This is a genomic window from Planctobacterium marinum, assembly GCF_020687805.1.
GTDB lineage: Bacteria > Pseudomonadota > Gammaproteobacteria > Enterobacterales > Alteromonadaceae > Planctobacterium > Planctobacterium marinum.
Genome location: NZ_JAJEWQ010000001.1, coordinates 397,891 through 424,179 on the forward strand (window position 1 = coordinate 397,891; position 26,289 = coordinate 424,179).

27 protein-coding genes are annotated in these 26,289 nt (G+C 45.8%); 3 read left to right on the forward strand and 24 right to left on the reverse strand.

All coding sequences use genetic code 11. The annotated features are described in order from the left end of the window. Positions 1–25: 25 nt before the first annotated feature. The 3 genes from lolA to lrp form a co-directional block, all read right to left on the reverse strand. A complete protein-coding gene (gene lolA, locus LJ740_RS01920) occupies positions 26–640 on the reverse strand; it encodes an outer membrane lipoprotein chaperone LolA (protein ID WP_229527357.1) in 615 nt (204 codons plus the stop codon). Between the two features lie 3 nt (positions 641–643). Further along, positions 644–3,190 (reverse strand): DNA translocase FtsK, encoded by a 2,547-nt coding sequence (locus LJ740_RS01925; RefSeq protein ID WP_229527358.1) that lies wholly within the window; start codon positions 3,188–3,190, stop codon positions 644–646. Between the two features lie 62 nt (positions 3,191–3,252). Further along, positions 3,253–3,738, reverse strand: coding sequence for a leucine-responsive transcriptional regulator Lrp (gene lrp / locus LJ740_RS01930; protein ID WP_229527359.1), 486 nt, complete (start codon positions 3,736–3,738; stop codon positions 3,253–3,255). Positions 3,739–3,869: 131 nt separating this feature from the next. Between lrp and ald the strand changes: the two genes are divergently transcribed. Next, on the forward strand, positions 3,870–5,000 hold the full coding sequence (ald, locus tag LJ740_RS01935; RefSeq protein WP_229527360.1) for an alanine dehydrogenase: 1,131 nt from the start codon (positions 3,870–3,872) through the stop codon (positions 4,998–5,000). A 69-nt stretch (positions 5,001–5,069) separates the two neighbouring features. Here the strand turns inward: ald and LJ740_RS01940 are convergent, their stop codons facing one another. From LJ740_RS01940 to yceD, 14 genes are all read right to left on the reverse strand, one after another. Continuing rightward, entirely contained in the window at positions 5,070–5,318 is a 249-nt protein-coding gene (locus LJ740_RS01940) for an EF-hand domain-containing protein (RefSeq protein WP_229527361.1), read from the reverse strand. A 93-nt stretch (positions 5,319–5,411) separates the two neighbouring features. Beyond that, positions 5,412–6,398: an oxygen-dependent tRNA uridine(34) hydroxylase TrhO gene (gene trhO / locus LJ740_RS01945; protein WP_229527362.1), complete on the reverse strand. Its 987-nt coding sequence runs from the start codon at positions 6,396–6,398 to the stop codon at positions 5,412–5,414. A gap of 122 nt (positions 6,399–6,520) precedes the next feature. Continuing rightward, entirely contained in the window at positions 6,521–7,294 is a 774-nt protein-coding gene (locus LJ740_RS01950; RefSeq protein WP_229527363.1) for a TatD family hydrolase, read from the reverse strand. A 26-nt stretch (positions 7,295–7,320) separates the two neighbouring features. Then, positions 7,321–8,202 carry a DNA polymerase III subunit gene (locus LJ740_RS01955; protein WP_229527364.1) on the reverse strand — a complete coding sequence of 294 codons (882 nt, stop codon included), beginning with the start codon at positions 8,200–8,202 and terminating at the stop codon, positions 7,321–7,323. A gap of 1 nt (position 8,203) precedes the next feature. After that, the gene (gene mltG, locus LJ740_RS01960) at positions 8,204–9,196 is read right to left on the reverse strand and encodes an endolytic transglycosylase MltG (RefSeq protein WP_229527365.1); all 993 of its coding nucleotides are present in this window, start codon (positions 9,194–9,196) and stop codon (positions 8,204–8,206) included. A gap of 4 nt (positions 9,197–9,200) precedes the next feature. Then, entirely contained in the window at positions 9,201–10,022 is an 822-nt protein-coding gene (gene pabC, locus LJ740_RS01965) for an aminodeoxychorismate lyase (RefSeq protein WP_229527366.1), read from the reverse strand. 48 nt (positions 10,023–10,070) lie between these two features. Continuing rightward, positions 10,071–11,312 (reverse strand): beta-ketoacyl-ACP synthase II, encoded by a 1,242-nt coding sequence (fabF, locus tag LJ740_RS01970; protein ID WP_229527367.1) that lies wholly within the window; start codon positions 11,310–11,312, stop codon positions 10,071–10,073. A 101-nt stretch (positions 11,313–11,413) separates the two neighbouring features. Then, positions 11,414–11,650: an acyl carrier protein gene (gene acpP, locus LJ740_RS01975; RefSeq protein WP_229527368.1), complete on the reverse strand. Its 237-nt coding sequence runs from the start codon at positions 11,648–11,650 to the stop codon at positions 11,414–11,416. Between the two features lie 166 nt (positions 11,651–11,816). Then, entirely contained in the window at positions 11,817–12,554 is a 738-nt protein-coding gene (gene fabG, locus LJ740_RS01980; RefSeq protein ID WP_229527369.1) for a 3-oxoacyl-ACP reductase FabG, read from the reverse strand. Positions 12,555–12,578: 24 nt separating this feature from the next. Beyond that, the gene (gene fabD, locus LJ740_RS01985) at positions 12,579–13,502 is read right to left on the reverse strand and encodes an ACP S-malonyltransferase (protein WP_229527370.1); all 924 of its coding nucleotides are present in this window, start codon (positions 13,500–13,502) and stop codon (positions 12,579–12,581) included. 9 nt (positions 13,503–13,511) lie between these two features. Further along, positions 13,512–14,474: a beta-ketoacyl-ACP synthase III gene (locus tag LJ740_RS01990; protein WP_229527371.1), complete on the reverse strand. Its 963-nt coding sequence runs from the start codon at positions 14,472–14,474 to the stop codon at positions 13,512–13,514. Next, positions 14,475–15,503: a phosphate acyltransferase PlsX gene (gene plsX, locus LJ740_RS01995; protein ID WP_229527372.1), complete on the reverse strand. Its 1,029-nt coding sequence runs from the start codon at positions 15,501–15,503 to the stop codon at positions 14,475–14,477. Between the two features lie 9 nt (positions 15,504–15,512). After that, positions 15,513–15,683, reverse strand: a complete 171-nt coding sequence (gene rpmF / locus LJ740_RS02000) for a 50S ribosomal protein L32 (RefSeq protein ID WP_229527373.1) — start codon at positions 15,681–15,683, stop codon at positions 15,513–15,515. Positions 15,684–15,686: 3 nt separating this feature from the next. Beyond that, positions 15,687–16,214, reverse strand: a complete 528-nt coding sequence (yceD, locus tag LJ740_RS02005; protein WP_229527374.1) for a 23S rRNA accumulation protein YceD — start codon at positions 16,212–16,214, stop codon at positions 15,687–15,689. Positions 16,215–16,529: 315 nt separating this feature from the next. On the opposite strand from yceD, the gene LJ740_RS02010 reads away from it, so the two are divergent. Continuing rightward, entirely contained in the window at positions 16,530–17,159 is a 630-nt protein-coding gene (locus LJ740_RS02010) for a Maf family protein (protein WP_229527375.1), read from the forward strand. 4 nt (positions 17,160–17,163) lie between these two features. Here the strand turns inward: LJ740_RS02010 and LJ740_RS02015 are convergent, their stop codons facing one another. Both LJ740_RS02015 and rluC read right to left on the reverse strand, forming a co-directional pair. Then, complete coding sequence (locus LJ740_RS02015; protein WP_229527376.1) at positions 17,164–17,814, reverse strand: HAD family hydrolase; 651 nt, start codon at positions 17,812–17,814, stop codon at positions 17,164–17,166. Continuing rightward, entirely contained in the window at positions 17,804–18,757 is a 954-nt protein-coding gene (rluC, locus tag LJ740_RS02020) for a 23S rRNA pseudouridine(955/2504/2580) synthase RluC (protein ID WP_229527377.1), read from the reverse strand. The genes LJ740_RS02015 and rluC overlap by 11 nt, the downstream gene beginning before the upstream one ends. Before the next feature lie 429 nt (positions 18,758–19,186). On the opposite strand from rluC, the gene rne reads away from it, so the two are divergent. Continuing rightward, entirely contained in the window at positions 19,187–21,952 is a 2,766-nt protein-coding gene (rne, locus tag LJ740_RS02025) for a ribonuclease E (RefSeq protein WP_229527378.1), read from the forward strand. A gap of 90 nt (positions 21,953–22,042) precedes the next feature. Here rne and pyrF read toward each other — a convergent pair whose 3' ends face one another. From pyrF to rpsA, 5 genes are all read right to left on the reverse strand, one after another. Next, entirely contained in the window at positions 22,043–22,735 is a 693-nt protein-coding gene (pyrF, locus tag LJ740_RS02030) for an orotidine-5'-phosphate decarboxylase (RefSeq protein ID WP_229527379.1), read from the reverse strand. Next, a complete protein-coding gene (gene lapB / locus LJ740_RS02035) occupies positions 22,736–23,908 on the reverse strand; it encodes a lipopolysaccharide assembly protein LapB (protein WP_229527380.1) in 1,173 nt (390 codons plus the stop codon). Further along, positions 23,908–24,168, reverse strand: coding sequence for a lipopolysaccharide assembly protein LapA domain-containing protein (locus LJ740_RS02040; RefSeq protein WP_229527381.1), 261 nt, complete (start codon positions 24,166–24,168; stop codon positions 23,908–23,910). The genes lapB and LJ740_RS02040 overlap by 1 nt, the downstream gene beginning before the upstream one ends. 65 nt (positions 24,169–24,233) lie before the next feature. After that, positions 24,234–24,554: an integration host factor subunit beta gene (gene ihfB, locus LJ740_RS02045; RefSeq protein ID WP_267498149.1), complete on the reverse strand. Its 321-nt coding sequence runs from the start codon at positions 24,552–24,554 to the stop codon at positions 24,234–24,236. A 43-nt stretch (positions 24,555–24,597) separates the two neighbouring features. After that, positions 24,598–26,271: a 30S ribosomal protein S1 gene (gene rpsA, locus LJ740_RS02050; RefSeq protein ID WP_229527383.1), complete on the reverse strand. Its 1,674-nt coding sequence runs from the start codon at positions 26,269–26,271 to the stop codon at positions 24,598–24,600. Positions 26,272–26,289: the final 18 nt, after the last annotated feature.

Below are 26,289 nucleotides of genomic sequence, written 5' to 3' on the forward strand. Positions count from 1 at the left end.
TTACTCTGGATTTTGTTACCCTGAACTACCGTTGATCATCCAGGCTATAGCCCTCAGGCAACGTGAAGGTAAAACGCTCATCACTTATGGGCTGATTTTGTTTTACCTCGGAAAAGAACAACTGGTTGGTCTGTTCCATCTTATCCAGAATAGTCAGTGTCGTAAGATTTCCCTGGGTGAATGACAGGGTTAAAGAAATAAAATCGCTATCTGCCTTCAGGCTTTTCATGGTGAAGCTACCCGCAGCGGTTTCTTCAACCAGATAGTGTTGCCACATCGGTGAGTCGGGCTGAGCCAGCAGCATTACCGGATGGTCCTGCGCCGCATTTTGTTGGTTAATGGCGACCACCTGTTCCACAAAAGGGTCAACGTGCCACAAGGTATCACCATCGGCAATCAGTTGCATTTCGTTTGGCTCGTATGACTCCCAGTACAATTTCTGTGGTTGTTTTAATAACAATATGCCTTCTGCGTTTTGCAGTTCTTCACCGAACGCATCTGACACCTTTTGCTGAAATTTAGCACTGAAAGATTGCAGCTGCGCTAACTGTTTTTTTAATGCCATTTTGCTGTCATCACTGGCCATGGCAGAGTGTGAAAGCGTCAATGCCAATACCAGATATGTAAACTTTTTAATCATTCATTAGTCCTTAGGTGGCGGTGCAGCCAATACATCGCGATTACCGTTGTGCCCGGGTGGTGATACCACGCCGTTTTGCTCCATTTGCTCTACCAGACGGGCTGCACGGTTGTAACCAATTCTGAATTTACGTTGTACACCGGAAACCGAAGCACGACGGGATTCAGTAACAAACGCAACCGCCTCATCATAAAAGGCGTCGTATTCTTGATCTTCGTTTTCGGCTTGCTCACCGGGTAGCATGACATCAGCACTGGCTTCCCCGTTTAAGATCTCATCGATGTACTCAGGTTCGCCGCGTTTTTTCCAATCACCAACAACGGCATGAACCTCGTGATCATCCACAAATGCCCCGTGTACGCGGGTTGGAACACCCGTGCCCGGAGGCAAATAAAGCATATCCCCCATACCCAACAGGGCTTCTGCCCCTTGTTGATCCAAAATAGTTCTGGAATCAATTTTCGACGACACCTGGAAGGCTATCCGGGTAGGGATATTTGCCTTAATTAAGCCGGTAATTACATCCACCGAAGGTCGTTGTGTTGCCAGTATCAGATGTATGCCCGCCGCACGTGCTTTTTGCGCAATTCGGGCAATCAGTTCTTCTACTTTTTTGCCAACAATCATCATCATGTCGGCAAATTCGTCTACCACAACAACTATGGAGGGTAACTTTTCCAGCTCCGGAGCTTCTTCATCCATACTTTGTTCCGAAGACCAGAGTGGATCTTTTATCGGTGTCCCCTGCTCTTTCGCCTTCATTACTTTGGCATTGTACCCTTTCAGGTTTCGCACACCCATTGCTGACATCAACCGGTAACGGCGCTCCATTTCCCCCACACACCAGCGCAGCGCATTGGACGCTTCTTTCATGTCGGTTACCACTTCTGCCAGTAAGTGAGGGATACCCTCGTACACAGAAAGCTCCAACATTTTGGGGTCTATCATGATAAAGCGCACATCTTCCGGTGTGGATTTATAGAGTAATGATAAGATCATTACATTAACCCCAACTGACTTACCGGAACCGGTTGTACCGGCCACCAATAAATGAGGCATCTTAGCCAGGTCTACCACCACCGGGTTTCCGGAAATATCGGCCCCCAGTACCATGGTGAGGTTGGAGGGATTCGACTGGAATTTTGGTCCACCGATTACTTCACTTAAGAACACGGTTTCCCGGGTTTTGTTTGGCAATTCAAGACCGATTACCGATTTGCCCGGAATGACTTCAACTACGCGCACTGACATGGCTGACATGGCACGCGCCAGATCTTTTGCCAATCCGGTAATTTTGCTGACTTTGACGCCAGGCGCCAAATCCAGTTCAAAACGGGTGATAACGGGACCAGGGAACACGCCCACTACCCGTGCTTCCACGTTGAAGTCTGCCAGTTTGGCTTCCACCAGACGGGCGATTTGCTCTAACTCTTCTTCTGAAATTGGATTTTGCTTTTTGTTCGGTCTGTCCAGCAAGTCAAAAGACGGCACGATACCTTCGGGTACATCTTCCAGTTCTTTAAAGGTTTTTAGCGGCCTGGCGCCTGGAACACCAACCGTAACAGCAGCTTTAGTGGCTTCTTTAGGCTCTGCTGCGGGTGTTGCTTTGGCTTCTTTTGGCGCATCCTGGGCACGTGTATCGTTAGTGATTGTTGGCTCTTTGCGTTCGGTGACCTCTTCGGATACCACTTCAACCGTAACAGGCTTGGGCTTAAATAAATTGGTGATAGCAGAAAAGCTGTGGGACTTTTCGTCAGCCGATTTTCTTGCTTCGAACTTGTCTTCTTTGCGCTCAGGTACATCATAATCTTCCTGTACGACTTCCTGATTTTGATCGTCATCCAGTTCGGGCTCCGGGCGCATACTGGTGATTTCAATGTTGTGAGAACTGGCACGTGAAGTAGCAAGTTGCTTATCTTTACTTTTGTCTGTCAATCTTGGGCTGCTACTACCGTCAAACCCCAACAGCAATGGCACCTGAGTGATCTTTTTATAGGACCAAACACTGTAAAACCCTAAACCATCAATAATGGTCAGCCACGAAATGCCTGTCAGCAAAGTAAAGCCAGTACAAACAAAACACAGTAAGAGCAGATTGGTCCCTACCAGACTAAAAAAGGGAATAAGAGCGTGACTGATAGCTTCGCCTATCATACCGCCAGAGGTGACAGTCACCATATCATCGACATTGATACTTAAAATACCGGTAAGCCCGATCAGTAATGAGATGGCGCCAATCAAACGCAATCCGATGGTCAGATAATCCAGTTCGTAAACCGATTTACTGGTTTGGAAGATAAACCAGCCAACAAAGGCTGTCGCAAAGGGGATAACCCAGGCCAGATAGCCAAAGCACCAAAATAATACATCGGCAATCCAGGCACCTGCAGGGCCAGCAGCATTGCGTACATCAGAAGAAAACCCGGTCTGACTCCAACCTGGATCTGCAGAATTAAAGGTTGCGACGGAGAGGAACAGAAACAACGCAAAGCCAGCCGACACGATCATGCCAACTTCCATAAGTCTTTGCATACCACTTAAACGAGCCATTATGAAAGCTACTTTCCCTATTAATCTTGTTATTTATTATGATGACTGTTGCGCACAGCTTTTTATTTCACGTTTATCTTAACATAAGACGACTGCTTTACTTCTTCCATTACCACATAAGTGCGTGATTCACTCACCCCGGGCAATCTAAGCAGTATATCACCTAATAATTTTCTGTAACTCGACATATCTGCAACCCGGGTTTTTAACAGGTAATCAAAATTGCCGGAAACCAGATGGCATTCCTGAATATCTTCCAGCTTTTTAACCGCGTTGGAAAAATCTTCAAATATATCCACTGACGTTTTTACCAGGGTGATTTCAACGAATACCAGCATTGCTGCCCCCAGCTTTTCTGGCGCAACCTGAGCCACGTAACCGGTAATGTAGCCCTGATTTTCCAGTCGCCTGACACGCTCCAGACAAGGCGTCGGGCTCAACCCCACCCGTTTAGACAATTCTACGTTAGACAGACGGCCATCGTTCTGCAACTCAATAAGTATCTTGCGATCGATACGATCGAGGTCTTTTGGCGTTTTCACCAGCATATTTTATATCGTTATTTAAACTTTTTCAGATATATAATCTGGGAATATAGCAAAATAAAGTGATTCATTCTGCATTTTTTTACCTATACTCATCAAACATATTTTCTAACGAAATTAGGACCCTACTTGCTATGTTGATTGGTGTACCAAAAGAAATAAAAAATCACGAATACCGCGTTGGATTAACCCCAGCAGCGGTTAAAGAGTTTGTTATGCACGGCCATCAGGTGATGGTAGAAACCGATGCAGGCACGTCAATTGGCTTTACTAACGAACAGTATCAGGATGCTGGCGCAACAATCGTTGCTGCACCTGAAACCATTTTTGAAAAAGCGGAAATGATCGTTAAGGTAAAAGAGCCTCAGCCCAACGAATGTAAAATGCTGTCTGAAGGTCAGACACTGTACACCTATCTGCACTTAGCGCCGGATCCTACCCAAACCGATTTACTGGTTAAATCTGGTGCCACCTGTATCGCTTATGAAACCGTAACCGATCGCACAGGCGCTCTGCCCCTGTTGGCTCCTATGAGCGAAGTAGCAGGTCGTATGTCGGTTCAGGCAGGCGCGCACTTTCTGGAAAAAGCACAAGGTGGTAGCGGTACTCTGCTGGGTGGCGTACCGGGTGTGGCACCTGGTAAGGTTTTGATTATTGGCGGTGGCGTTGTTGGTACTAATGCTGCGAAGATGGCATTGGGCATGGGCGCTGATGTCACCATTTTAGATCGCTCTTTACCGCGATTAAGAGATTTGGACGATATCTTTGATGGCCGGGTTAAAACGGTATTCAGCACGGTTGATGCTATTGAGCATTATTCGTCTAAAGCGGATTTGGTAGTCGGTGCGGTGTTAATCCCTGGCGCTGCTGCGCCTAAACTGTTAACCAGAGAGCACATCAAAAATATGAAAGAAGGCTCGGTTGTAGTTGACGTTGCCATCGACCAGGGCGGCTGTTTCGAGACTTCTAAAGCCACCACGCATCAGGACCCGGTATATGTAGTGGATGGAGTTGTACATTACTGCGTTGCTAATATGCCAGGCGGCGTTGCCCGTACATCAACCATGGCCTTAAACAATGCCACTTTGCCATTTGGTTTGGCGTTAGCCAACAAAGGACCGAAAAAAGCCATGTTGGATGACCCACATCTGTTAGCCGGTCTGAATGTGCACAAAGGCAAAGTGACTTATAAAGCGGTTACTGATGCATTGGGTGAACAGCTGGGTCTGGAGTATATGGACGCAGCCCAGGCATTGTCGCTGTAACAAATCGCATGTGATAAAAAAAGCGCCGGGAAATGTCGGCGCTTTTTTGTTTCAGCTGAGTTTAATGGATTAGTATTCCCACCAGTTGTCCTGCCACCAGGCAAGAAACTCGTCAAAATCAATAGAACCATCACCATTTTCATCAATCAGCGCAAAACCTTCCTGCGCCTGAGATTCCTTCGCTTTGGGGGAAATAACTTTTAATAGTTCAAAAAACTCACCAAAGTCGATTTCGCCGTTTTTGTCATTGTCGAAGAAATCAAACTCTTCACGGATCTGGTTAATTTTTTCTTGATCTATTTCTTTTGTGTCGCTCATCAGTAAGCTTCCGTTTTCTGTTCTTTAACCCAGTGTAAACGCTAGACTGCGCTGGTGTCTACACTTGCGTTTTCCAAATGGACTGAGCCTCACTTAGCTTTTAGCAGCCTGGCGTTGAGCACGTCGCTCGTTGATTTTCAACTTGCGCATTTTGTTCATAACATCACGTGCTTCTGTGCCTATATGCTCTTCATTACGCTCTTTAGACAAGGCAATTTGCTTCTCTCTTTCACGAAAACGCTCTATTTGAGCATCACTGTGTTGGCCAAAACAATGCGGACAGGAAACGCCTGATTCATACTTATCGCTTTGCTTATCTTCTTCAGTAATTGGCAGTCGGCAGGCGTAACATTGGTCGTAGTGGCTTTTTTCCAGATCGTGATTAACGGCTACCCGGTTATCAAATACGAAACAATCACCTTCCCATAAACTCTGCTCTTTGGGCACATCTTCCAGGTATTTTAAAATACCACCTTCCAGGTGATACACCTCTTCAAAGCCTTGTTCTTTCATGAAAGCAGTGGACTTCTCGCAGCGAATGCCGCCGGTGCAAAACATCGCTACTTTCTTGTTTTTATTGGGGTCCATATTGTCAGCAACATACTGAGGAAACTCCCGGAAAGTCTCGGTTTTTGGATTGATAGCGTGCTTAAAAGTACCAATGCCAATTTCGTAATCGTTGCGGGTATCGATAACTGTCACATCTGGATCAGAGATCAGCGCGTTCCAGTCTTCGGGTTTAACGTAGGTTCCCACCGTTTTACGCGGGTCGATGCCTTCCACGCCCATGGTAACGATTTCTTTTTTCAATTTTACCTTGGTGCGGTAAAAAGGTTGCGTGTCTTCGTATGATTCTTTGAAGGAAATCGGGTTGATGCGCTCATCCTGATTAAGGTATGCCAGCAAGGCATCAATGGCTTCTCTGGTACCTGATACGGTACCGTTTATGCCTTCACTAGCAAGCAGCAATGTGCCCTTTATGCCTTGCTCTTCCATATAGGTTAAGAGTGGCTGACGTATTTCCTGATAGTTTTCCAGTGCCACAAATTTATACATGGCACAGATGACGACTTGATTCATATTGTTCTCCGCTATCCGGATCTTTAATCCGGTGCAAATTAAATTAACCACTGCCAGGATTTCAGGCAGTGTACAAAAAGCGCGCGGATTCTAGCTTACCGAGGCTTTTTACGCAAACCTGCTCAACCGACTCTGGCTAACGGGAAGAGTTTAAAAAAGTTATCTGTGGTGATTTTTGCCAGTTTCTCCAGCGGTATTTCTCTTAAATCGGCGATAAACTGAGCGACATCTTTGACATAAGCCGGCTGATTTTGTTTACCTCTGTGCGGTACGGGAGCCAGCCAGGGCGAGTCAGTTTCCACTAAGAGGCGATCCAGCGGAATTTTTTTCACGACATCTCTGAGTTCAGCGGCGTTTCTGAAAGTAACAATACCCGATATGGAGATATAAAAGCCCAAATCTAAAGCAGCTTTGGCCATCTCCCAGTTTTCAGTAAAACAATGCAAAACCCCACCACACTGTTCGCCGCCGTGTTCCTTCAGTAAGGCGATAGTATCTTCACGTGCGTCTCTGGTATGTATAACCAGCGGTTTGTTGAGCTGATTAGCCACCTGAATATGTTCAACAAAGGATTTGATCTGCACCGCTTTGCTTTCCGGCGAATAAAAATAATCCAGCCCGGTCTCACCAATCGCTACGACGTTTTCTGCCTGTGCCGCTTTTAATAATTCGGCCTGAGGACAGGCTTCATCCTGGTGTAACGGATGGACACCACAGGTTGCATAAACATTAGGCAAACCGTTGATCATATCCATCATACTGTAAAAATCGTTGACCGAAACACAAACACATAGAAAGTGATCAACCCCTTGTGCATTGGCGGTATTAATCACGTCTGTTAATTCTTCTTTGGTTTTATCTAATCGATCAAGATGACAGTGGGAATCCACCAACATTACACACTCCGGTATTATTTAATTGATTACAGCAGGGTCGAAAACTGACGCCAGGATTGTAACATTTTTTCGATGATAAGGGTTTTGTTAACGCCCTGCATGTTCAGGTTTTTACTGGCTGACAACAGTTCATTGTGCATAGCAAACACTTTGAGGCTGAGTTCATCTGAAATCTCGGAGCGCTTTATTTCATTGAGTTTGTAAGCCATCCAGTCCAGTAAAAGGTGATGTTCTTCCAACAGCTTGTTGGGCATAGCGCCACTACTGTTTATCTTTTGCAGATTTTTAAGCCAGTCGAAGCACTCCAGCAGCGCCTCATCTTTGAGTATAGCGTTAATGAGCAATGGCCGGGACCAGTAAAGTGCTAACAGCAATGTATCTGACGGGGCTCCCTGTGCTTGCAACCACTGCTCAACAATCGCCTTATCCGTGATCTGTACCAGTTGTTTCTCACAGCGACTCAGTATCGTTGGAAGCAATTCATTGGCACTGGTGGCTGACATCAGAATATAGGTTTTGCGGGTTGGCTCTTCCAGTGTCTTTAACAGTGCGTTAGAGGCTGCCACAGTCATCTTATGGGCATTTTCAATGATCAGTATTTTATCTAACCCTAAGTGAGAAGTTTGATTCAGTCGGCTAATGCCCTCCCGTATGACATCGACCCCAATCGTTTTTTCGTAAGGTGTCAAAATGAGATCCGGATGATTACCCGCGGCATAGAGGGTGCAGGACTGGCACTGACCACATGCACTTTTATTCACACATAACAGGTTACGTGCCATTTGTTGCAGTATCTCTGACTTCCCGGTACCCCGGCTGCCGATAAATAACAAACCATGATGCAATTTTTGTTGTTTGGCGCGGGCCATTAGCCCGTTAAACTGATTTTCGAACCAGGGATAAATCATCTTATAAACCTAACTGATACTTTCTGACTGCGGCATTGTGCTGTTGCAGGGTTTCTGAAAACTGGTGGCTGCCATCGCCTTTCGAAACAAAATAATATTCCTCTGTCATGGCCGGATTTAGCGCAGCAACGATAGACTCTTTGCTGGCCATTGCAATGGGTGTGGGCGGTAAGCCTTTAATGACATAGGTGTTGTAAGGAGTACTCTGGCGTAAATGAGCCCGGGTTAAGTTACCATCAAAATTACTTCCAATTCCGTAAATCACGGTAGGGTCGGTTTGCAAACGCATATTATCCCTGAGTCGGTTGACAAAAACACCGGAAATTCGCGGTCGCTCTTCAGCCACTCCGGTTTCTTTTTCGATGATTGACGCCAGTATCAGTGCTTCGTAAGGGGTATTTACAGGTAACATGCCTTGCCGGTTTGCCCACTGTTCCTGTAAAAAACGTTGCATATTATCGTACATGCGTACTACCAACGCTGATAGTGGCGTCTGGTAACGGACATCATAAGTTTCAGGTAACAATAGTCCTTCCAAAGAGGGATGGGTTGTGTCTAACAGGGTTAACAATTCCTCATCGGAGAGATCATTGTGAATAAAGTCCTGTTGTGATAATTCGTTGCGCCACTGTTGCCAGGTAAGCCCCTCCACCAATGTGATGCGATAGGTCTTTTCTTTGCCAGCGGAAATATCAGCCAATAACTGTTGCAGGCTGGCTCCGGGCACCAGACTGTAATGCCCCTGCTTTATGGGATATTCATCGGCCAGCAGGCGAATATGGAGTTTTAGCAGCAGGGAGTTTTCTATCAGCCCCTGTTTGTCGAGCTTGTGCAATAAGCCGGTAAGAGGTTCACCGCGCGCCACATCCAAGGTTTGTTCCTGGGTAACATTAATGGGTTGCGCCACAACAGCAAAAAACGCTTTGGATGCAAACCAAATACTCAAAAGTGCGGAGACGCCAACTACGACAATAAAAATCCTGCGTTTGAACACTGCTCTAGATTCCCTTTATAGTTAGATGTTGATTCAATTTCACCTGTAATCTGGTTACATTCTGGTTGCTTAAATGGATTGATTGCTCAGCACCCAGGCGCAAACAATTCACCGCAACAACACGCATTAAACTATTGCAGATCAGCATGTCGGTGGCCTGCTCTAAGGCATTCAGAGAGGCTCTGATGTGTGTGACCTGTTGGTTATTTGTATGTAAATACTGAATCAGATGGTTACGCATAACACCTTCAACCCCTGAAAAATGAAGGTCCGGGGTAAACCAACGGTTGTGACTTTTCCAAAACACATTGCCGGCGGTGACTTCCACAATTTTGTTATCCGTATCCAGTACCAACATATCCTGTGCAGCGTTTAGCTCTAGTTTTAACAGACTTTGCTCTAAACGATTCAGATGCTTTAAGCCCGCGAGCGAGGGCTGTTTGCTCAGGCGATTGTCCGCGACGGATAACTCAATACCTTGCTTTTGCCATTGGCTATAATCAGGTTGCCCTTCCATCACTTTAATGTAACACCTGGGCTGCATAACAGTGTCACGGGCATAACCTCTGCCACCATCACCTGCAGAGATGATGATTTTGACAACCCCGCAATGTATGGACTTAACCGCTTCAGACACTTGCCTTCTTAGCGAATCCAGGTCTTGTTCTGTTACCGGAATACGCAATTTTTGGCTGCCAGACTTAAGCCGCAACAAGTGCGCTTCCAGCAACTCTATTTCACCAAGCTCTATCGCCGCCGTAGTGAAACAACCGTCACCATAACTGGCAGCTCTGGATTCAAAAGGATAATCGAAACTTATATGCATAAAAAAAGCCTGTATAAACAGGCCTTTATTGTGACAGTTTTTGGCTGACTATGAAATACGTTTCAGTAATACAGAACCGTTGGTACCACCAAAACCAAAGGAGTTACACAAGGCGTAGTCTTGCTCAAAGCCTTTAGCTTTACCGGCCACAAAATCCAGATCACAACCTTCTCCGGGCGTGGTCAGGTTCATGGTGGGTGGTGCCACTTTATCGCGCAGCGCTAAAATGGTAAAAATGGTCTCCACTGATCCTGCTGCACCCAACAGGTGACCTGTCATGGACTTAGTAGAGCTGACCAACAGCTTTTTCGCATGTTCACCAAAAATTGACTTAATACCAGCTACCTCTGCGACATCACCTGCCGGCGTGGACGTGCCGTGAGCATTGATATAACCCACGACTTCCGGGGAAACACCGGCATCGTTTAGGGCATTTTGCATTGCCGCAGCACCACCTTCGCCGTTCTCTGGTGGTGAAGTCATATGATAAGCATCGCCACTCATGCCAAAACCAACCAGTTCAGCATAAATTTCTGCGCCACGAGCTTTAGCACTTTCATACTCTTCAAGCACTACGACACCTGCGCCCTCGCCCATGACAAAACCGTCCCGATCGGCGTCCCATGGACGACTGGCGGCCTGCGGGTCGTCGTTACGCGAAGACAGTGCTCTGGCAGCAGCAAAGCCCCCCATGCCTAATGGCGTGATAGCGGCTTCGGCACCACCGGCCACCATAGCGTCGGCGTCACCGTAGGCAATCGTACGCGCAGCAATACCGATATTATGCACACCAGTGGTACAGGCAGTTACGATATTCAGATTTGGCCCTTTTAAGCCTTCCATAATAGACAGGAAGCCAGAAATCATATTGGTGATGGTAGAGGGTACGAAAAACGGAGAAATTCTTCTGGGACCGGAATTGGTTAGCTTAGTGTGATTTTCTTCAATCAAACCCAGACCACCGATACCGGAGCCGATGGCAACACCGACTCGTGATGCATTGTCTTCGGTGATTACCAGACCAGAATCCGCAAGCGCCTGTTTACCCGCGGCAATACCGTACTGGATAAACAGGTCCATTTTTTTGGTTTCTTTTTTAGGGATATAAGATTCTACGTCAAAGTCTTTAACTTCGCCTGCAAAGCGAGTACTGAAATCAGACGCGTCAAAGCGTGTGATTTCCCCTATTCCACTTTTCCCGGCCAGAACATTTGACCAGGTAGAAGCAACATCGTTGCCGAGTGGAGACAGGATACCAAGACCAGTAACGACAACACGTCTTTTAGACATATAAGCCTCCGCTGGAGAAACTGGATAGTGTATTTAAAAATATTTTCATACAGATACAAAAAAACGGCCCTGGAGAGCCGTTTTATATTCAACTTTGACTCTTACGCGTCTTTGTTTGCGTTGATGTAGTCGATAGCTGATTGAACAGTTGTGATTTTCTCAGCTTCTTCATCAGGAATCTCAGTGTCGAATTCCTCTTCCAAAGCCATAACCAACTCAACTGTGTCCAGTGAATCAGCGCCCAGGTCATCTACGAATGAAGCTTCTGGTTTAACTTCTTCTTCTTTAACGCCCAGTTGCTCAACGATAATCTTAGTTACGCGATCTTCAATACTCATATTTTTAGTTATCCTAACTTTTAGCAAGTTGTAAAATTGCGGTTAGTCTATGCTTCAAATCCCAACCATGCAAGCATGACCATGGGTTTTTTGGCTGGTCTAACCACCAATTTAGCACATTTAATATTTATTCATAAAGCATTTGCGAAATTTTTTACAAAGTCGCTTAAACCATGAACATGCCACCATTCACATGAATGGTTTCACCAGTAATATAAGCCGCACCATCAGATGCCAGGAATGCAACTGTTGCTGCAATTTCCTCAGGTTTACCCAGGCGCTCCATTGGCACATCCTTCATAATCCCGGCTTTCTGGTCATCCGTTAACACCTTGGTCATGTCGGTATCAATAAAACCCGGAGATACCACGTTTACAGTGATACCGCGAGATGCAATCTCGCGCGCCATGGATTTACTGAAACCAACTAAACCCGCCTTAGCTGCTGAGTAATTGGTTTGACCAGGGTTACCGCTACTACCTACTACAGAACCAATATTGATGATTCTGCCAGCACGCTTTTTCATCATTGGCCGTAAAACGGCCTTAGACATGCGGAAAATAGACGTCAGGTTAGTATCCAGAATGGACTGCCACTCGTCGTCTTTCATGCGCATTAACAGGTTGTCTTTGGTGATACCGGCGTTATTGACCAGTATATCCACATCGCCATATTGCTCTTTGACTGCAGCAAGTAAGGCTTCGATGGATTCCTGGCTGGAAACGTCCAGCACTTTACCTGACCCATTCTCGCCCAGGTATTCACTGATAGCGGCAGCGCCCTTTTCTGATGTAGCTGTACCCACAACAGTCGCGCCCTGCGCCACCAAAGCTTCCGCAATGGCTTTACCAATGCCTCGGCTGGCACCGGTTACCAGCGAAACTTTACCTTCTAAGTTTGCCATTTTTACTTTCTCTCTTAGATAGTTTTATAAAAATTCTGATACCGATTCAGGAGTATTCATAGCACTCCCGGAAAGGCTTTTATCAATGCGTTTAGTCAGACCCGTTAACACTTTGCCTGGCCCCACTTCTACCAATTGCTCAATGCCGTCAGCGGCCATCCTTTGCACGGTTTCGGTCCAACGCACCGGGCTGTATAACTGGCGCACCAGCGCATTTTTAATAGCGTCTCCCTCAGTCTCCGCCGAGACATCAACATTATTAATCACCGAGATCTGCGGAGCAGATACAGTGAGCGTATCTAACTGCTCTTTGAGTTTGATCGCTGCCGGTTCCATTAATGCACAATGGGAAGGTACGCTCACCGGCAATGGCAAGGCGCGTTTGGCACCGGCCGCTTTACAGGCATCTCCAGCGCGCTTAACTGCATCTGCATTACCGGCAATAACAACCTGTCCCGGACTGTTGAAGTTTACTGCAGAGACCACCTCGCCTTTGGCTTCAGCGGCACAAATTTCTACGATTTTGTCGTCGTCCAAACCGATAATAGCAAACATCGCTCCGGTACCTGCGGGTACGGCTTGTTGCATATATTCGCCGCGGGCTTTAACTAACTTCAGGGCATCAGCAAATTGTAAAACACCGGCGCAGGTTAAAGCGGAATATTCACCCAGGCTATGACCGGCCATAACAACGGGCTTTGCACCGTTTTGCGCCAGATAATGACGCCAAATTGCGACACTGCTTGCCAACAAGGCAGGCTGCGTTTTATCCGTCTGATTTAGTTGTTCTGCTGGCCCTTGTTCAATTAATTGCCATAAATCATAACCCAGCGCATCTGAAGCCTCGGCAAAAGTTGCTTTAACTACATCAGAAGCAGCAACGAGTTCATTAAGCATCCCAACGGATTGCGATCCCTGACCAGGGAAGACAAAAGCAGTTTTAGACATAGTTTAACCTTAGTATTTGATCAGTAACGAAGCCCAGGTGAAACCTGCACCAAAAGCTTCCAATAATAAGTTTTGACCGCGTTTTATACGCCCGTCTCTAATAGCTGTATCCAGCGCTGTCGGAACAGTGGCTGCGGAAGTGTTACCGTAATGCGGTAAAGTCAGAACCACCTGGTCCATCGACATATTGAGTTTGTCTGCAGTGGCTTTGATAATTCGGAAATTAGCCTGATGTGGCACCAGCCAGTCCAGATCTGACTTGTCCATATTGTTGGCTTCCAGGGTTTTATCTACCACTTCGCTGAGTTTGGTAACGGCCACTTTAAAAACCGCATTGCCTTTCATGAAGCCCCAAGAGGAGTTGACCGACGCGGCATCGCCACGGGTTGGCAATGAAGCATATAACAGGTCTCCGTGCTTTCCGGAGGCATGTAAATGGCTGGACAAAATACCGGGTTCTTCACTGGCTTCAATAATAACGGCACCAGCAGCATCACCAAATAAGATGATCATAGAGCGATCATTAGGGTCCACCAATGTCGATAAACAATCTGTGCCTACCACTAACACGCGCTTACACATGCCGGTGCGAATGTATTGATCGGCGACACTTAACGCATAACAAAAGCCTGAACAGGCTGCGGCAACGTCAAATGCCCCCATAGTAGATTGAATTCCCAAACCTGCCTGAATCTCACAAGCGGCACTGGGAAAGGAGTTGGGTGCGGTAGTAGTACCACATACAATTAAGTCGATAGACTCAGGATCGATATCCGCCATTTCCAACGCTTTTTTTGAGGCCTCAACGCCCATCGTGGAAACTGTTTCATCCTTACCAATAATTCGACGTTCTTTTATACCCGTTCGGTCGGTAATCCATTCATCCGTTGTATCAACCATTTTTTCCAGGTCACGGTTAGTTCTTACTTCACTGGGATAGTAACTACCTGTGCCTATAATTCTTGAGTACATTTATTCTGCCTTATTCACGAGAGCATGGTTTATCTTGCTCTGAATTTTGTCGGGTACCTGTCTTTCGACTTCTTTCATAGCTTCCTGAATTGCATACATAAACGCGTCTTCAGAGGCATTGCCATGACTCTTAACTACAATGCCGCGCAATCCTATCAAACTGGCACCGTTATACTGGTCGGGGTTCACCCTGTAATAGACCTTTTTTAACACCGGACGAGCAATAAATGACAGCATTTTTGTCCAGATATTTTTGTTTGCTGCTTTTTTGCCTTCCTTTGCAATGAATTTCGCCAGACCTTCCGATGCTTTTAGTACGATATTGCCAACAAAGCCGTCGGTGACAATCACATCAACACTGGCGTTAAATAGCGCATCACCTTCAACATAACCGACGTAATTTATGTCGTTGTTAGCCAGCAACATTTTATTCGCTTCTTTGACTATGGCGTTACCTTTATTTTGCTCCACACCGACATTAATTAAAGCGACTTTAGGCCGTTTAACCCCTTCTACGGTTTCAGCCATTACTGAGCCCATGACCGCAAATTGGTAAAGCGCATTGGCATCCTGGGTAACATTGGCACCGAGATCTAACAGATAAACGCGTTTTTTGTTATTGCCGGGGATAGAGGATATCAACGCGGGACGTTTAACCCCTTGTAACGGCTTGAGAAAATATAATGATAACGCCAATAATGCGCCGGTGTTGCCCGCACTGACACAAGCATCAGACTCCCCGCTTTTAACTGATTGCAGCGCTAAGCCCATTGTTGAGTCTTGTTTATAACGAAGTGCAGATGTAGGTGCCTCTTCCATGCTAATTTGAGAAGCCACATCAGTAATGCGAATACGTTGTTTTACTTCGGGAGGTAATCCATATAAATAAGGACGAATTAAACTTTCTGGCCCGAAAAGATTGAGATACAGGTGGGCGTAATTGCGGCAAGCGCGAATTGCGGCAGGCAAAGTAATAGAGGGGCCATTATCGCCCCCCATTACATCGACTGCTAGTCGAATATCAGTCAAGCTGATACCTTACTTTTCGACGACTTTTTTACCTTTGTAAAAGCCATCTGCAGTCACGTGGTGACGACGGTGAGTCTCACCTGATGTAGCATCAATAGACAAAGTCGCACCGCTTAATGCATCATGTGAACGACGCATACCACGCTTGGAACGAGTCTTACGATTCTGTTGTACCGCCATAATCTACTCCTGGTTCCGCTTAAGTTCTTTTAACACCGCGAACGGGTTTGGTTGCTCAGTTTCCGGTTCAATTTCACCAAAACTCATTTCTGCATCAGTGACACTGCAATCTTTTTCGTCATGCATTGCTACCAATGGTAAAGACAAAATTAATTCATCTTCAAACAGTTCCAGTATATTGATTTCTCCATGCTCATTGAGCTCTACCGGATCATAAGCTTCCGGAATATCTTCAACTGATTGGCCTTCGCTTATTGGCGTATAGCAAAATGGCTGCTCAATCGGATATTCAAAAGGCTTGTTACACCTTTGGCATTCCAATGAAACTTTGGTCAGCATGTTACCGTGAAAGAAGGTAAGACCCTGCGCGTCTATTTCAAACCTTAAATCAACAGCGACATCGTCCAAAATTTCAATTACCGCTTCTTTCAGTCTAAGCATATCACCAGTCGCCATCACACCCCGATAATCGGAGCGTTTCATAGCGCACTTGGGTGGCTCAACCTGTTTTGGAAGACGGACATTGGACATAGCGCGCGCATATTATAGATTTATAACCCAATAGTCAAAGACTTAGTGTATTAATTTGCTGTTACCAATACTAAAAAATAGCAAACAGGTGACAGTATCAGCAATGATACTGGGATTTTCCAGGTTATGGTCGTTAGTTTTCAGCTTGTTGGCCTGTTACCTGCGCAAGTAGCAATTATCGCGATTAGCGCTTTATTCCCTCAATACATAAAGAATCACGCATCAACAGCGGTAACCTTGTTATAATGTCACAATCCACCAATGTTGACTTTGTCACGCTGTATACCAATCAACTAATTAAGGAAACCACAACCCATGATTTCCCCTTCCCTACCTGGCTTAATCCTGGCTTCAGGTTCGCGCTACAAACAATCAGTGTTGGCTAAACTTGGAATACCTTTCACCATAGCATCGCCTGACATTGATGAAACACCTAAAGACAATGAAACCGCGGAAAGGCTGGTATTGCGTCTGGCTCGCGAAAAGGCTCAACATATATTAAACACAGTCAATGACAGTAAACTTACTGAACACTATATCATCGGCGTGGATCAGGTTGCGCTGCACAATAACAGAATACTTGGTAAACCCCATACCCGCGAGAATGCCATTGCGCAACTACGTGAATTTTCTGCTCAGGAAGTGGTTTTTCTAAGTGGAATCGCCGTTTGCCATAGCAATGGCACTATCAAATCAAAGGTTGAAGAATACCGGGTTCACTTTAAGGCTTTGAGTGAACACCAGATTGAACGCTATATAGATGCTGAATCACCACTTGACTGTGCAGGTGCTTTTAAAAGTGAAGGGGCTGGTATCTTGTTATTTAACAATATGGTAGGTCGAGACATTAATGCCCTGATAGGAATGCCCTTGTTGGCATTTCAGGAACTCATGGCGGAATTTGATGTGGATCTGTTTGATCACATTTCTGACAATGGCCAGTGAACGTTTAGTTCAACCAGCCAATAGCCGTGCTGTAACAATCGATAATCGCTGTGGGCTGAGCTTCCAGCAGCCTCTCCCGTTGGTGTGCCCCAAAGGTGACTCCGATACTGTCCATGTTGGCATTTTTAGCCATCTTCATATCATGAATACTGTCTCCCACCATCAGACACTCAGCAGCAGAGACGCCGTAAAAACGGCTGATCTGTATCAGCATGTCTGGTGAGGGTTTACTGGCCGCCTCATCGGATGTGCGACTATAACTGAAGAAATGGCCCAATCCTGAGCGCAAAATCGCGTTGTCCAGGCCACGTCGGCCTTTACCCGTCGCTACCGCTAATTTTATTCCCTTTTCCAAAAGTCCGGTCAGTAATTCGGGAACATGGGCGAATAAAGGAGGGGTAATATCGTCATTTTTAACGTACTGATCTTTGTAGTTATCCCGAAACCGTTCAAAATCAGCGCTTTTATCTTCACCAAACAAAGTCAGAAATGCCTCAGGCAGACTCAGACCAATGATATTTCTGACACTGGCTTCATCCGGGACTGCCAATCTGTTGTCTATTGCAGCCTGTTGTACACAATGAACAATATGAGCGATGCTGTCCATTACAGTGCCGTCCCAGTCGAAGATGACAACTTTATACTTATCCAGCATTTCTAAGTCCCTGTAAGTATGCTTTTAGTTCGTCCGTAAGGGGAGCTGAATAAACCTGCCGCTCTCCTGACTCATGGTCAGCAAACGAAATCTCATGGGCATGTAAAAACATTCTGGCAAGACCACCGCGTTTAGCCTCGTCATTGCGTTCCTGAGTGCAATATTTATCATCCATTAATATAGGATGCCCGGCATGTAAACAATGTACCCGAATCTGATGAGTGCGGCCGGTTACCGGGATCGCTTCCACCAGTGTTGCCGACTCAAACCGCTCCATGACATTGTAGCGGGTCTCAGAAGGTTTACCCTGCTCAGACACTTTCACTACCCGCTCGCCAGATTGCAATACATTTTTATGCAGTGGCGCTTTGACTTTGTTGCGATGTTCAGGCCAATCCCCATCAACAAGTGCAAAGTATTTTTTAACGGTTGTTTTTTCTCGCAGCTGTTCATGCAGACTGCGAAGAACTGAACGACGTTTTGCTATTAATAAACAGCCGGACGTATCGCGATCCAGGCGATGTACCAATTCCATATAACGCTCATCAGGACGCAGACTTCTCAACGCTTCAATTACGCCAAAACTCTGTCCACTGCCACCATGCACGGCCATACCATGAGGTTTGTTCAGCACAATGAGCTTTTTATCTTCGTGAATGATTAAGGACTCTAAATTTTGTACTGCAGACAAATTTGCAGATGGCCCCTGCTTTTCTTCAGATACCCGAATCGGTGGGACTCGTAATTCATCACCCGGGCACAGTTTGTATTCGGGTTTCACTCTTTTTTTATTGATCCGAACCTCGCCTTTACGCAAAATTCGGTAAATCATACTTTTAGGTACACCTTTTAGTATGTTTTTCAAAAAATTATCAACCCGCTGGCCTTCATAATCCGGCTCAATGGTTAATATTTGTACTTTATCAAATGTGAGATTCTTCATAGCGAGCGCAATTTTACAGATTTTCTATAAATTCACACCAGTTAATCGTTATTTTCTTGCTACAGTTTCAAGATTAATGCCATAATCTAACTACGCTTGCATTTAAGCGTAATACAGGATTATGGGGTAACACTCCGGCGAAGTAGTAAAAAGCCTACAGCAACCATGAAGAGAGTAACGTTTCATGCAGATTGCAACCGGAATAAACCCAGTAAAAAATTGATTAATCACCTGTTACAATGCAAACGTGGGAAGAATTTTTAATTACGCGCTAAATAGCGTGTAATCTATGAAAGCAAGACAATTTAGACCAATTAATCACTGCTAGTATGTTAAGTCGGGAGACTTTGCGTGCCTATCGCTAGTTAGGGCATATTTGGATATATCCCCGTTTGTATTGTGACCTATTTACACTATTTGAGTCACAATATGAAAAGAATGTTAATTAACGCTACGCAGTCTGAAGAGATGCGTGTTGCGCTGGTTGACGGCCAAAAGCTTTACGATCTTGATATCGAAAGCCCCGGTCACGAACAGAAAAAAGCCAACATATATAAAGGCACGATTACTCGTGTCGAACCCAGCCTTGAAGCCGCCTTTGTAGATTATGGCGCGGAACGTCACGGATTCCTTCCTCTAAAAGAAATTGCCAAAAGCTACTTCCCAGACGGATACAAAATCGAGGGACGCCCAAACATAAAAGATGTGGTGTCTGAAGGTCAGGAAGTCATTGTCCAGATCGATAAAGAAGAACGCGGCCAGAAAGGCGCAGCCTTAACCACGTTTATCAGCTTAGCGGGAAGCTACCTGGTACTTATGCCTAACAACCCTCGTGCCGGGGGTATCTCTCGTCGAATCGAAGGTGACGAACGTACAGAACTGAAAGACGCACTAAACCGTCTGAGCCTGCCTAAGGGCATGGGGCTGATCGTGCGTACAGCCGGTGTTGGCAAATCCTACGAAGAATTAGAGTGGGATTTAAATGTCTTATTGACACATTGGAAAGCCATCGAAGAAGCCGCTGATTCGCGCCCTGCACCGTTTTTAATTCATCAGGAAAGTAACGTCATCGTTCGCGCTATTCGCGATTATTTGCGTCGTGATGTGGGAGAAATTTTAATTGACCATTCCAAGGTTTACGATCAGGCGCTAGAACACATTAAATTGGTTCGCCCTGATTTCGCTAACCGGGTTAAGCGCTATAACAGCGATGTCCCCTTATTTAATCACTTCCAGATTGAAAGCCAAATTGAGTCAGCCTTCCAGCGTGAAGTCAGACTGCCTTCAGGTGGCTCAATCGTTATCGATCCAACCGAAGCATTAACGTCCATCGATATTAACTCTGCACGCGCCACAAAAGGCGGAGATATCGAAGAAACAGCGTTGAACACAAACCTGGAAGCGGCTGATGAAATCGCCAGACAGTTAAGATTGCGCGATTTAGGTGGTCTGGTGGTCATCGATTTTATTGATATGACACCGGTGAAACATCAGCGTGAAGTTGAAAACCGCATGAACCAGGCGGTAGAAAGTGACAGAGCTCGTGTTCAGATCGGTCGTATTTCTAAATTCGGTTTGCTGGAAATGTCTCGTCAACGCCTGCGTCCGTCGTTGGGTGAATCAGCAAATCACGTATGCCCGCGTTGTTTAGGGCAAGGTACCATCAGAAGTACTGAATCTTTGGCTTTGTCGATTCTTCGCTTATTAGAAGAAGAAGGCATCAAAGAAAACACTCATCAGGTACACGCTCAGGTTCCGGTAAATGTGGCCACCTACCTGTTGAATGAAAAGCGCAAAGCGATTCAATACATCGAAAAACGTCACAATGTATCGTTACTGATTATTCCTAACGCCAATATGGAAACGCCACACTATGAAGTCATTCGTTTCCGTAAAGATGATGCCACTGATGAACTGAGCTTTAATCTGGTCAGTGAACCGGTTGATACAACCCCTGCAGTATCTGTTGGCACGCCAACTGAACAGCCTAAGCGAGAGCAACCTGCTCTGTCTGGTTTTATTGCTCCCAAAGCAGCGGCACCTGTAGTTGCACCGAAAAAAGAACCCGGTATTTTCGCCGTATTCTTTGCCTGGTTGAGCGGATTGTTCCAGTCAGACGATAAGCCTGCTAAAGGCAAAGGTAAAAACAACACTGGCAATAAGTACAACAAAAATAACCGCAATAAAAAGCAAGGCCGTCAGCGCAACAGCAACGACAGGGACAGAAACCGTCGCAGCAATGATACGCGTAAAGAAAAGGATGCTCCCCGCCAACAAAATAGAGAAGGCCAGGGCAATCAACGCAAGCGCGAAAGAGTCAGAAGCAACAATGCTGAAACAACCACCACCAGTAATAATGAGGCTCGCACCAACAACGCGGATCGCGATGACATTGCCCGTCCGCGTAAACAGGTTGCAGAACGTCGTAAACGCCGTGAGAACCGTCGAAGCGTGCGTGTTGACAACACTCAGAAAGAAGCGGCTTTAGCAAATACGGCTCAAATGAAGGAGCAACAGGCCCAGGCAGACAAAAAGGCTAAGCCAGAGGCTCCGGCGGCGGTTAAAGACGATGTCGTAAATGCACCATCAGCAAATCAGACTGCTGTTGCCGAGCCAGTAAATGCAGAACCAAAAGCTGAAAAAGCGCCAGTGACTAAAGCTGCGCCTAAACCTGCTGAGAATGACACCAACAAACAAGCCGAAAGCGCAAATGTTGAACAACAAAAAGTAGCGGAAGACAAGCAACAGCAAGTGACCAAAAAGCAGTTAAGCTTTGATGTTACAGCTGAAGCGGCAGAAAGTGCCTCTGAGAATACTGCAGCAGACACCGCTATTGTTGAAGAGCCGCAGGTTACTGGTGATGCCTCAGAAGCGCAGCAACACAAACTGGACATGGACTTCCACCATGATGTTGCCGACACGAATAACGAGCAGCCAGAAGCGAAAGACGTTGATGTTAAGGAAACCTCAACTCAACCAGCAGCAAAAGCCACTAAGCGCGCTAAAGTGCTTGTGTTAAAAGCGTCTTCACCGATGACTCGCCCTGCAGAGTTGCAGGAGAGCATTAAAGAGATAGAAATCGTTGCACGTGACGTGGCAGCACGTCCTGACATCCGTGTCAGCGGCAAAAGTGCAGCTCTGCTGAGCGCCAGCAATCGCTCCTCAGCACCAACCACTAAGCCTGTATCTCTGTAAAAATACTAAGGTAAAAAAAAGCCCTGCTAATGCAGGGCTTTTTTGATCGGTTATGCAGTCAGCATCTTCAATTATCTTCCGGCAGTTAACCTATGCGATGCTTTGATTTATTTGTTGTAGCGTCTGTAATGGATTAGCTGATTGGGTAATGGGTCTGCCAATAACCATGTAATCGACTCCGTCTGCGACAGCCTGTTCTGGTGTGACAATACGAGATTGATCTCCGGCGGCACTTCCCACCGGTCTGATACCAGGAGTCACCAATTGAAATTCTTTGCCCAGTTGTGCTTTCAGGCTGCTGGCTTCCATCGCGGAACAAACCACACCGTCCAGTCCTGATTGTTTTGTTAAGGCCGCCAGATGCTCTACATGGGCCTGAATTGACGTTGTTATCCCGATGCTCTGCAGTTGCTCGACATCCATACTGGTTAACACAGTAACAGCAATTAATTTTGGTCTGTGAGAACACTTATCCAGTGCGTCTTTGGCAGCCTCCATCATTTTGTTACCTCCAGACGCATGAACATTTACCATCCAGACTCCCAGCTCGGCTGCCGCTGAACAAGCTTTAGCTACCGTATTGGGGATGTCGTGAAATTTTAGATCCAAAAACACATCAAAGCCTCTGCCAACCAATTCTTTGACAAAATCAGGGCCAAACAAGGTAAACATCTCTTTGCCAACTTTCAGTTTGCAGGCGTCAGGGGTTACCTGGCCCACAAATTCAAGGGCGGCGTGTTTATCGTTGTAATCCAGAGCGACTATGACTTTACTATCTTGCATTTATTCACCATCTAAACCTTTAATTGGTTTCATTTCCCCCCAGGTCTTACAGGAAGGACACAACCAATGGATCTTCTTGCCCGAGAATCCGCAGCCGTTGCAGCGGTATTTCGGTCGTTGTTCAATTTGCTTTTCTATCAGTTTATTCAACAGCATTAAACTGTTCTGTGTGTCTGAATTTTCTGCCTCTTCACTGGCATATAAACTCAGTAATTTGTGAAAGCCTTTCATGGAAGGACTTTTGTTAATTTTTTCCAGAAGCAATTGTGCTGCAGCTGAAGAGGAAGTTTCCTTTTGTGACAAGGAAACCAGCGCCAGATACGCAGTAGCACATTGATTAGAATGGCTTTCCAGTATGGTTTTTAACGCCGACCAGTTACCGGTTTGTTCGGCACATTGCCACAATCCAGGTATCGCTTCACTCACCCAATCGACATCGCGATGCGGGATCTGACTGAGATAGTCGAAAGCCTGAGCAAAATTATTTTGTTTCTTTTCAATTTCGGCTAATAAAAACCAGGGACGTACACTGTGCTCATCAGACATGACAGCTCTCTGCAACCATTTTTCTGCTTGCTGATAAGCCTCTTTGTGAATGGCTATTTGCGCCTGTTCACAGTAAAAATGCGCGATTCGCTTAGAAAGATCATCGCTGTCGCCATGATTTTCCACCATGTTTTCTGCCAACTCTATGGCCCTGTCCCACTCTTTGGTGGTTTGGTAAATGTTGAACAGTTGTTGATGTGCTAACAGGTAATAATCTTTGGAGTCCATCAGACTCAGGAAGGCATTTTCAGCACGCTCCAGAAAGCCTGCCAACAGGTAATCTCTGCCAAGTTCATACATGGCGTTTTCACGTTGTGTTCCGGCAACTTCTTTTTTGTTGACCAAATTCTGGTGGACCTTAATGGCTCTGTCGATTTCCCCGCGATGCCTGAAAAAGTTGCCCATCGCTATATGGGTTTCGACGTTACCGGTATTGATATCCACCATTTTAATCAGAGTATCTACCGCTTTATCGGGCTGATCTGACAATAAGAAATTCAGGCCCTTAAAGTACTGTTTTGTCAGTATTTTCGAGGTGTTGCGCTGCTGCTGTCTGACACTATTCCTGCCCATCACCCAACCGTAGCCGGCAGCAACTGGCAATAGAAGAAAGAGGAGTTCCAGCATTAGTTAGTCTTATCTAAGGATTTGACGAATTTTTTGTTTTGGCTACGCAGCTTGAGCTTTAACTTGAGGACGTAAATGATCCAGAACAGGGAAGCGAGACAGGCGCCGAATAAAATAGATCCTGACATGAGTGCTGTAACAGAAACAGTTTGTCTGGCAATCAAGAAGTTAAAATCTGTAAGCTGTGTGTTCTGTGAGCCCAAAACAATAGCCAAAATCAGGCCAAGCAGACAGATTGAGATATAAAGAAACGCCTTCACAATTTCAATCCTGAAAATAGAGGTGTAAAAAAAGCGGTTGCCAAAGGCAAACCGCTTTTTATTTTTTAATTTGCAATCGCTTCGTTAACGCGTTCGCGAAGTTCTTTCCCGGGCTTAAAGTGCGGTACATACTTACCGTCTAACTTCACAGTCTCACCAGTTTTAGGGTTACGACCCTCTCTGGGAGCTCTGAAATGCAGCGAAAAGCTACCAAATCCGCGGATTTCGATACGCTCTCCTTTCTGTAGCGTTTGAGCCATTTGCTCCAACAGCTCTTTTATCGCTACCTCTACTTCCTTAGAAGGAATATGCCGCGCCCTATCGGCGAGTCTTTCGATCAATTGTGACTTGGTCATCTCAACCCCTTTGTCAACATGAAAAACCAGACGTTACCGACAGTTACCCGCCACAGCGTGGCGGGTACAAGTTTTACTCTTCGCCTTTTGCCGCTTTGAAGGCTTCAGCCATAGCACTTGCGAAACCAGAATCTTCTTGCTGGTTCACACGGGCCAATGCTTCTTTCTCGTCAGCTTCGTCTTTTGCCTTCACAGACAAGTTAACGATGCGGTTCTTACGGTCTACACCGATGAACTTAGCTTCTACAACATCACCTACTGCAAGTTCAGTTGAAGCATCTTCGATGCGGTCGCGAGATAAATCTGCAACGCGGATATAACCGTCAACTTCTTCAGCCAGATTGATTGTTGCGCCTTTAGCGTCAACTGCGGTAACTGTACCGTTAACGATAGCACCTTTCTTTTTATCTGTCAGATACTTATTGAAAGGATCTTCGTCAATTTGCTTCACGCCAAGAGAAATTCTCTCACGCTCTGCGTCGACCTGCAGAACAACGGCTGTAATTTCGTCACCTTTCTTATAATCACGAACTGCGTCTTCGCCCGCTTTGTTCCATGAAATATCAGATAAGTGAACCAGACCGTCGATACCACCGTCCAGACCGATAAAGATACCGAAGTCAGTGATTGACTTAATCTTACCAGTGACTTTGTCACCCTTGTTGTAAGACTTAGCAAACTCTTCCCAAGGATTCGCTTTACATTGCTTAAGACCAAGAGAAATACGACGACGCTCTTCGTCAATTTCAAGTACCATAACTTCAACAGTGTCGCCAAGGCTAACCACTTTTGAAGGATGAATGTTCTTGTTAGTCCAATCCATTTCAGAAACGTGAACAAGACCTTCAACGCCTTCCTGGATCTCAACGAAGCAGCCGTAATCAGTCAGATTAGTAACCTGACCAGTTAACTTAGCACCTTCAGGGTAACGATTTGCGATTTCTTCCCAAGGATCGTTGCCCATTTGCTTCATACCAAGAGAAACGCGAGACTTCTCTTTGTCGAACTTCAATACTTTTACATTGATCTCATCACCAACACTGACGATTTCGCTAGGATGCTTAACGCGCTTCCATGCCATATCAGTGATGTGTAACAGACCATCAACGCCACCCAGGTCAACGAATGCACCGTAGTCAGTCAGGTTCTTAACGATACCTTTAACTTCAACGCCTTCGTCCAGAGTTTGCAGCAACGTATCGCGCTCTGCACTGTTCTCTTCTTCGATAACAGCACGACGAGAAACAACAACGTTGTTGCGTTTTGCGTCTAACTTAATAACTTTGAATTCTAATTCTTTGCCTTCAAGGTGCAGCGTGTCACGTACCGGACGAACGTCAACCAGAGAACCTGGTAAGAACGCGCGTACAGAGTTAACTTCAACCGTGAAACCACCTTTAACTTTACCGTTGATAACACCAGTAACGGTAACTTTGTCTTCGTAAGCTTTTTCAAGCTCAACCCACGCTTCGTGGCGTTTCGCTTTTTCACGAGACAGGATTGTTTCACCAAAGCCGTCTTCAACAGCGTCCAGTGCAACATCAACCTCGTCACCAACTGCGATTTCCAGATCGCCTTTGGAATTTTTGAATTGTTCAGCAGGAATGGCGCTCTCAGATTTCAGGCCAGCGTCTACCAAAACAATATCTTTATCGATAGAAACAACAGTACCACGTACGATCGCACCTGGGCGTGTTTCTAATTCTTTTAAACTTTCTTCGAATAATTGAGCAAAACTTTCAGTCATAATCTTTCGTTTTTTAGT

Excerpts from the sequence above, each read along its gene's own strand:
- rpmF (WP_229527373.1), bottom strand. The coding sequence starts at position 15,683 with ATGGCGGTACAACAGAATCGTAAGACTCGTTCCAAGCGTGGTATGCGT.
- pabC (WP_229527366.1), bottom strand. The coding sequence starts at position 10,022 with ATGCATATAAGTTTCGATTATCCTTTTGAATCCAGAGCTGCCAGTTAT.
- rluC (WP_229527377.1), bottom strand. The coding sequence starts at position 18,757 with ATGAAGAATCTCACATTTGATAAAGTACAAATATTAACCATTGAGCCG.
- rpsA (WP_229527383.1), bottom strand. The coding sequence starts at position 26,271 with ATGACTGAAAGTTTTGCTCAATTATTCGAAGAAAGTTTAAAAGAATTA.
- yceD (WP_229527374.1), bottom strand. The coding sequence starts at position 16,214 with ATGTCCAATGTCCGTCTTCCAAAACAGGTTGAGCCACCCAAGTGCGCT.
- LJ740_RS02015 (WP_229527376.1), bottom strand. The coding sequence starts at position 17,814 with ATGCTGGATAAGTATAAAGTTGTCATCTTCGACTGGGACGGCACTGTA.
- acpP (WP_229527368.1), bottom strand. The coding sequence starts at position 11,650 with ATGAGTATTGAAGATCGCGTAACTAAGATTATCGTTGAGCAACTGGGC.
- fabD (WP_229527370.1), bottom strand. The coding sequence starts at position 13,502 with ATGTCTAAAACTGCTTTTGTCTTCCCTGGTCAGGGATCGCAATCCGTT.
- pyrF (WP_229527379.1), bottom strand. The coding sequence starts at position 22,735 with ATGCAAGATAGTAAAGTCATAGTCGCTCTGGATTACAACGATAAACAC.
- LJ740_RS02010 (WP_229527375.1), top strand. The coding sequence starts at position 16,530 with ATGATTTCCCCTTCCCTACCTGGCTTAATCCTGGCTTCAGGTTCGCGC.
- ald (WP_229527360.1), top strand. The coding sequence starts at position 3,870 with ATGTTGATTGGTGTACCAAAAGAAATAAAAAATCACGAATACCGCGTT.
- lrp (WP_229527359.1), bottom strand. The coding sequence starts at position 3,738 with ATGCTGGTGAAAACGCCAAAAGACCTCGATCGTATCGATCGCAAGATA.
- trhO (WP_229527362.1), bottom strand. The coding sequence starts at position 6,398 with ATGAATCAAGTCGTCATCTGTGCCATGTATAAATTTGTGGCACTGGAA.
- LJ740_RS01940 (WP_229527361.1), bottom strand. The coding sequence starts at position 5,318 with ATGAGCGACACAAAAGAAATAGATCAAGAAAAAATTAACCAGATCCGT.
- LJ740_RS01925 (WP_229527358.1), bottom strand. The coding sequence starts at position 3,190 with ATGGCTCGTTTAAGTGGTATGCAAAGACTTATGGAAGTTGGCATGATC.
- fabG (WP_229527369.1), bottom strand. The coding sequence starts at position 12,554 with ATGGCAAACTTAGAAGGTAAAGTTTCGCTGGTAACCGGTGCCAGCCGA.
- lapB (WP_229527380.1), bottom strand. The coding sequence starts at position 23,908 with ATGCTGGAACTCCTCTTTCTTCTATTGCCAGTTGCTGCCGGCTACGGT.
- LJ740_RS01950 (WP_229527363.1), bottom strand. The coding sequence starts at position 7,294 with ATGTTGGTGGATTCCCACTGTCATCTTGATCGATTAGATAAAACCAAA.
- LJ740_RS01990 (WP_229527371.1), bottom strand. The coding sequence starts at position 14,474 with ATGTACTCAAGAATTATAGGCACAGGTAGTTACTATCCCAGTGAAGTA.
- rne (WP_229527378.1), top strand. The coding sequence starts at position 19,187 with ATGAAAAGAATGTTAATTAACGCTACGCAGTCTGAAGAGATGCGTGTT.
- LJ740_RS01955 (WP_229527364.1), bottom strand. The coding sequence starts at position 8,202 with ATGATTTATCCCTGGTTCGAAAATCAGTTTAACGGGCTAATGGCCCGC.
- lolA (WP_229527357.1), bottom strand. The coding sequence starts at position 640 with ATGATTAAAAAGTTTACATATCTGGTATTGGCATTGACGCTTTCACAC.
- fabF (WP_229527367.1), bottom strand. The coding sequence starts at position 11,312 with ATGTCTAAAAGACGTGTTGTCGTTACTGGTCTTGGTATCCTGTCTCCA.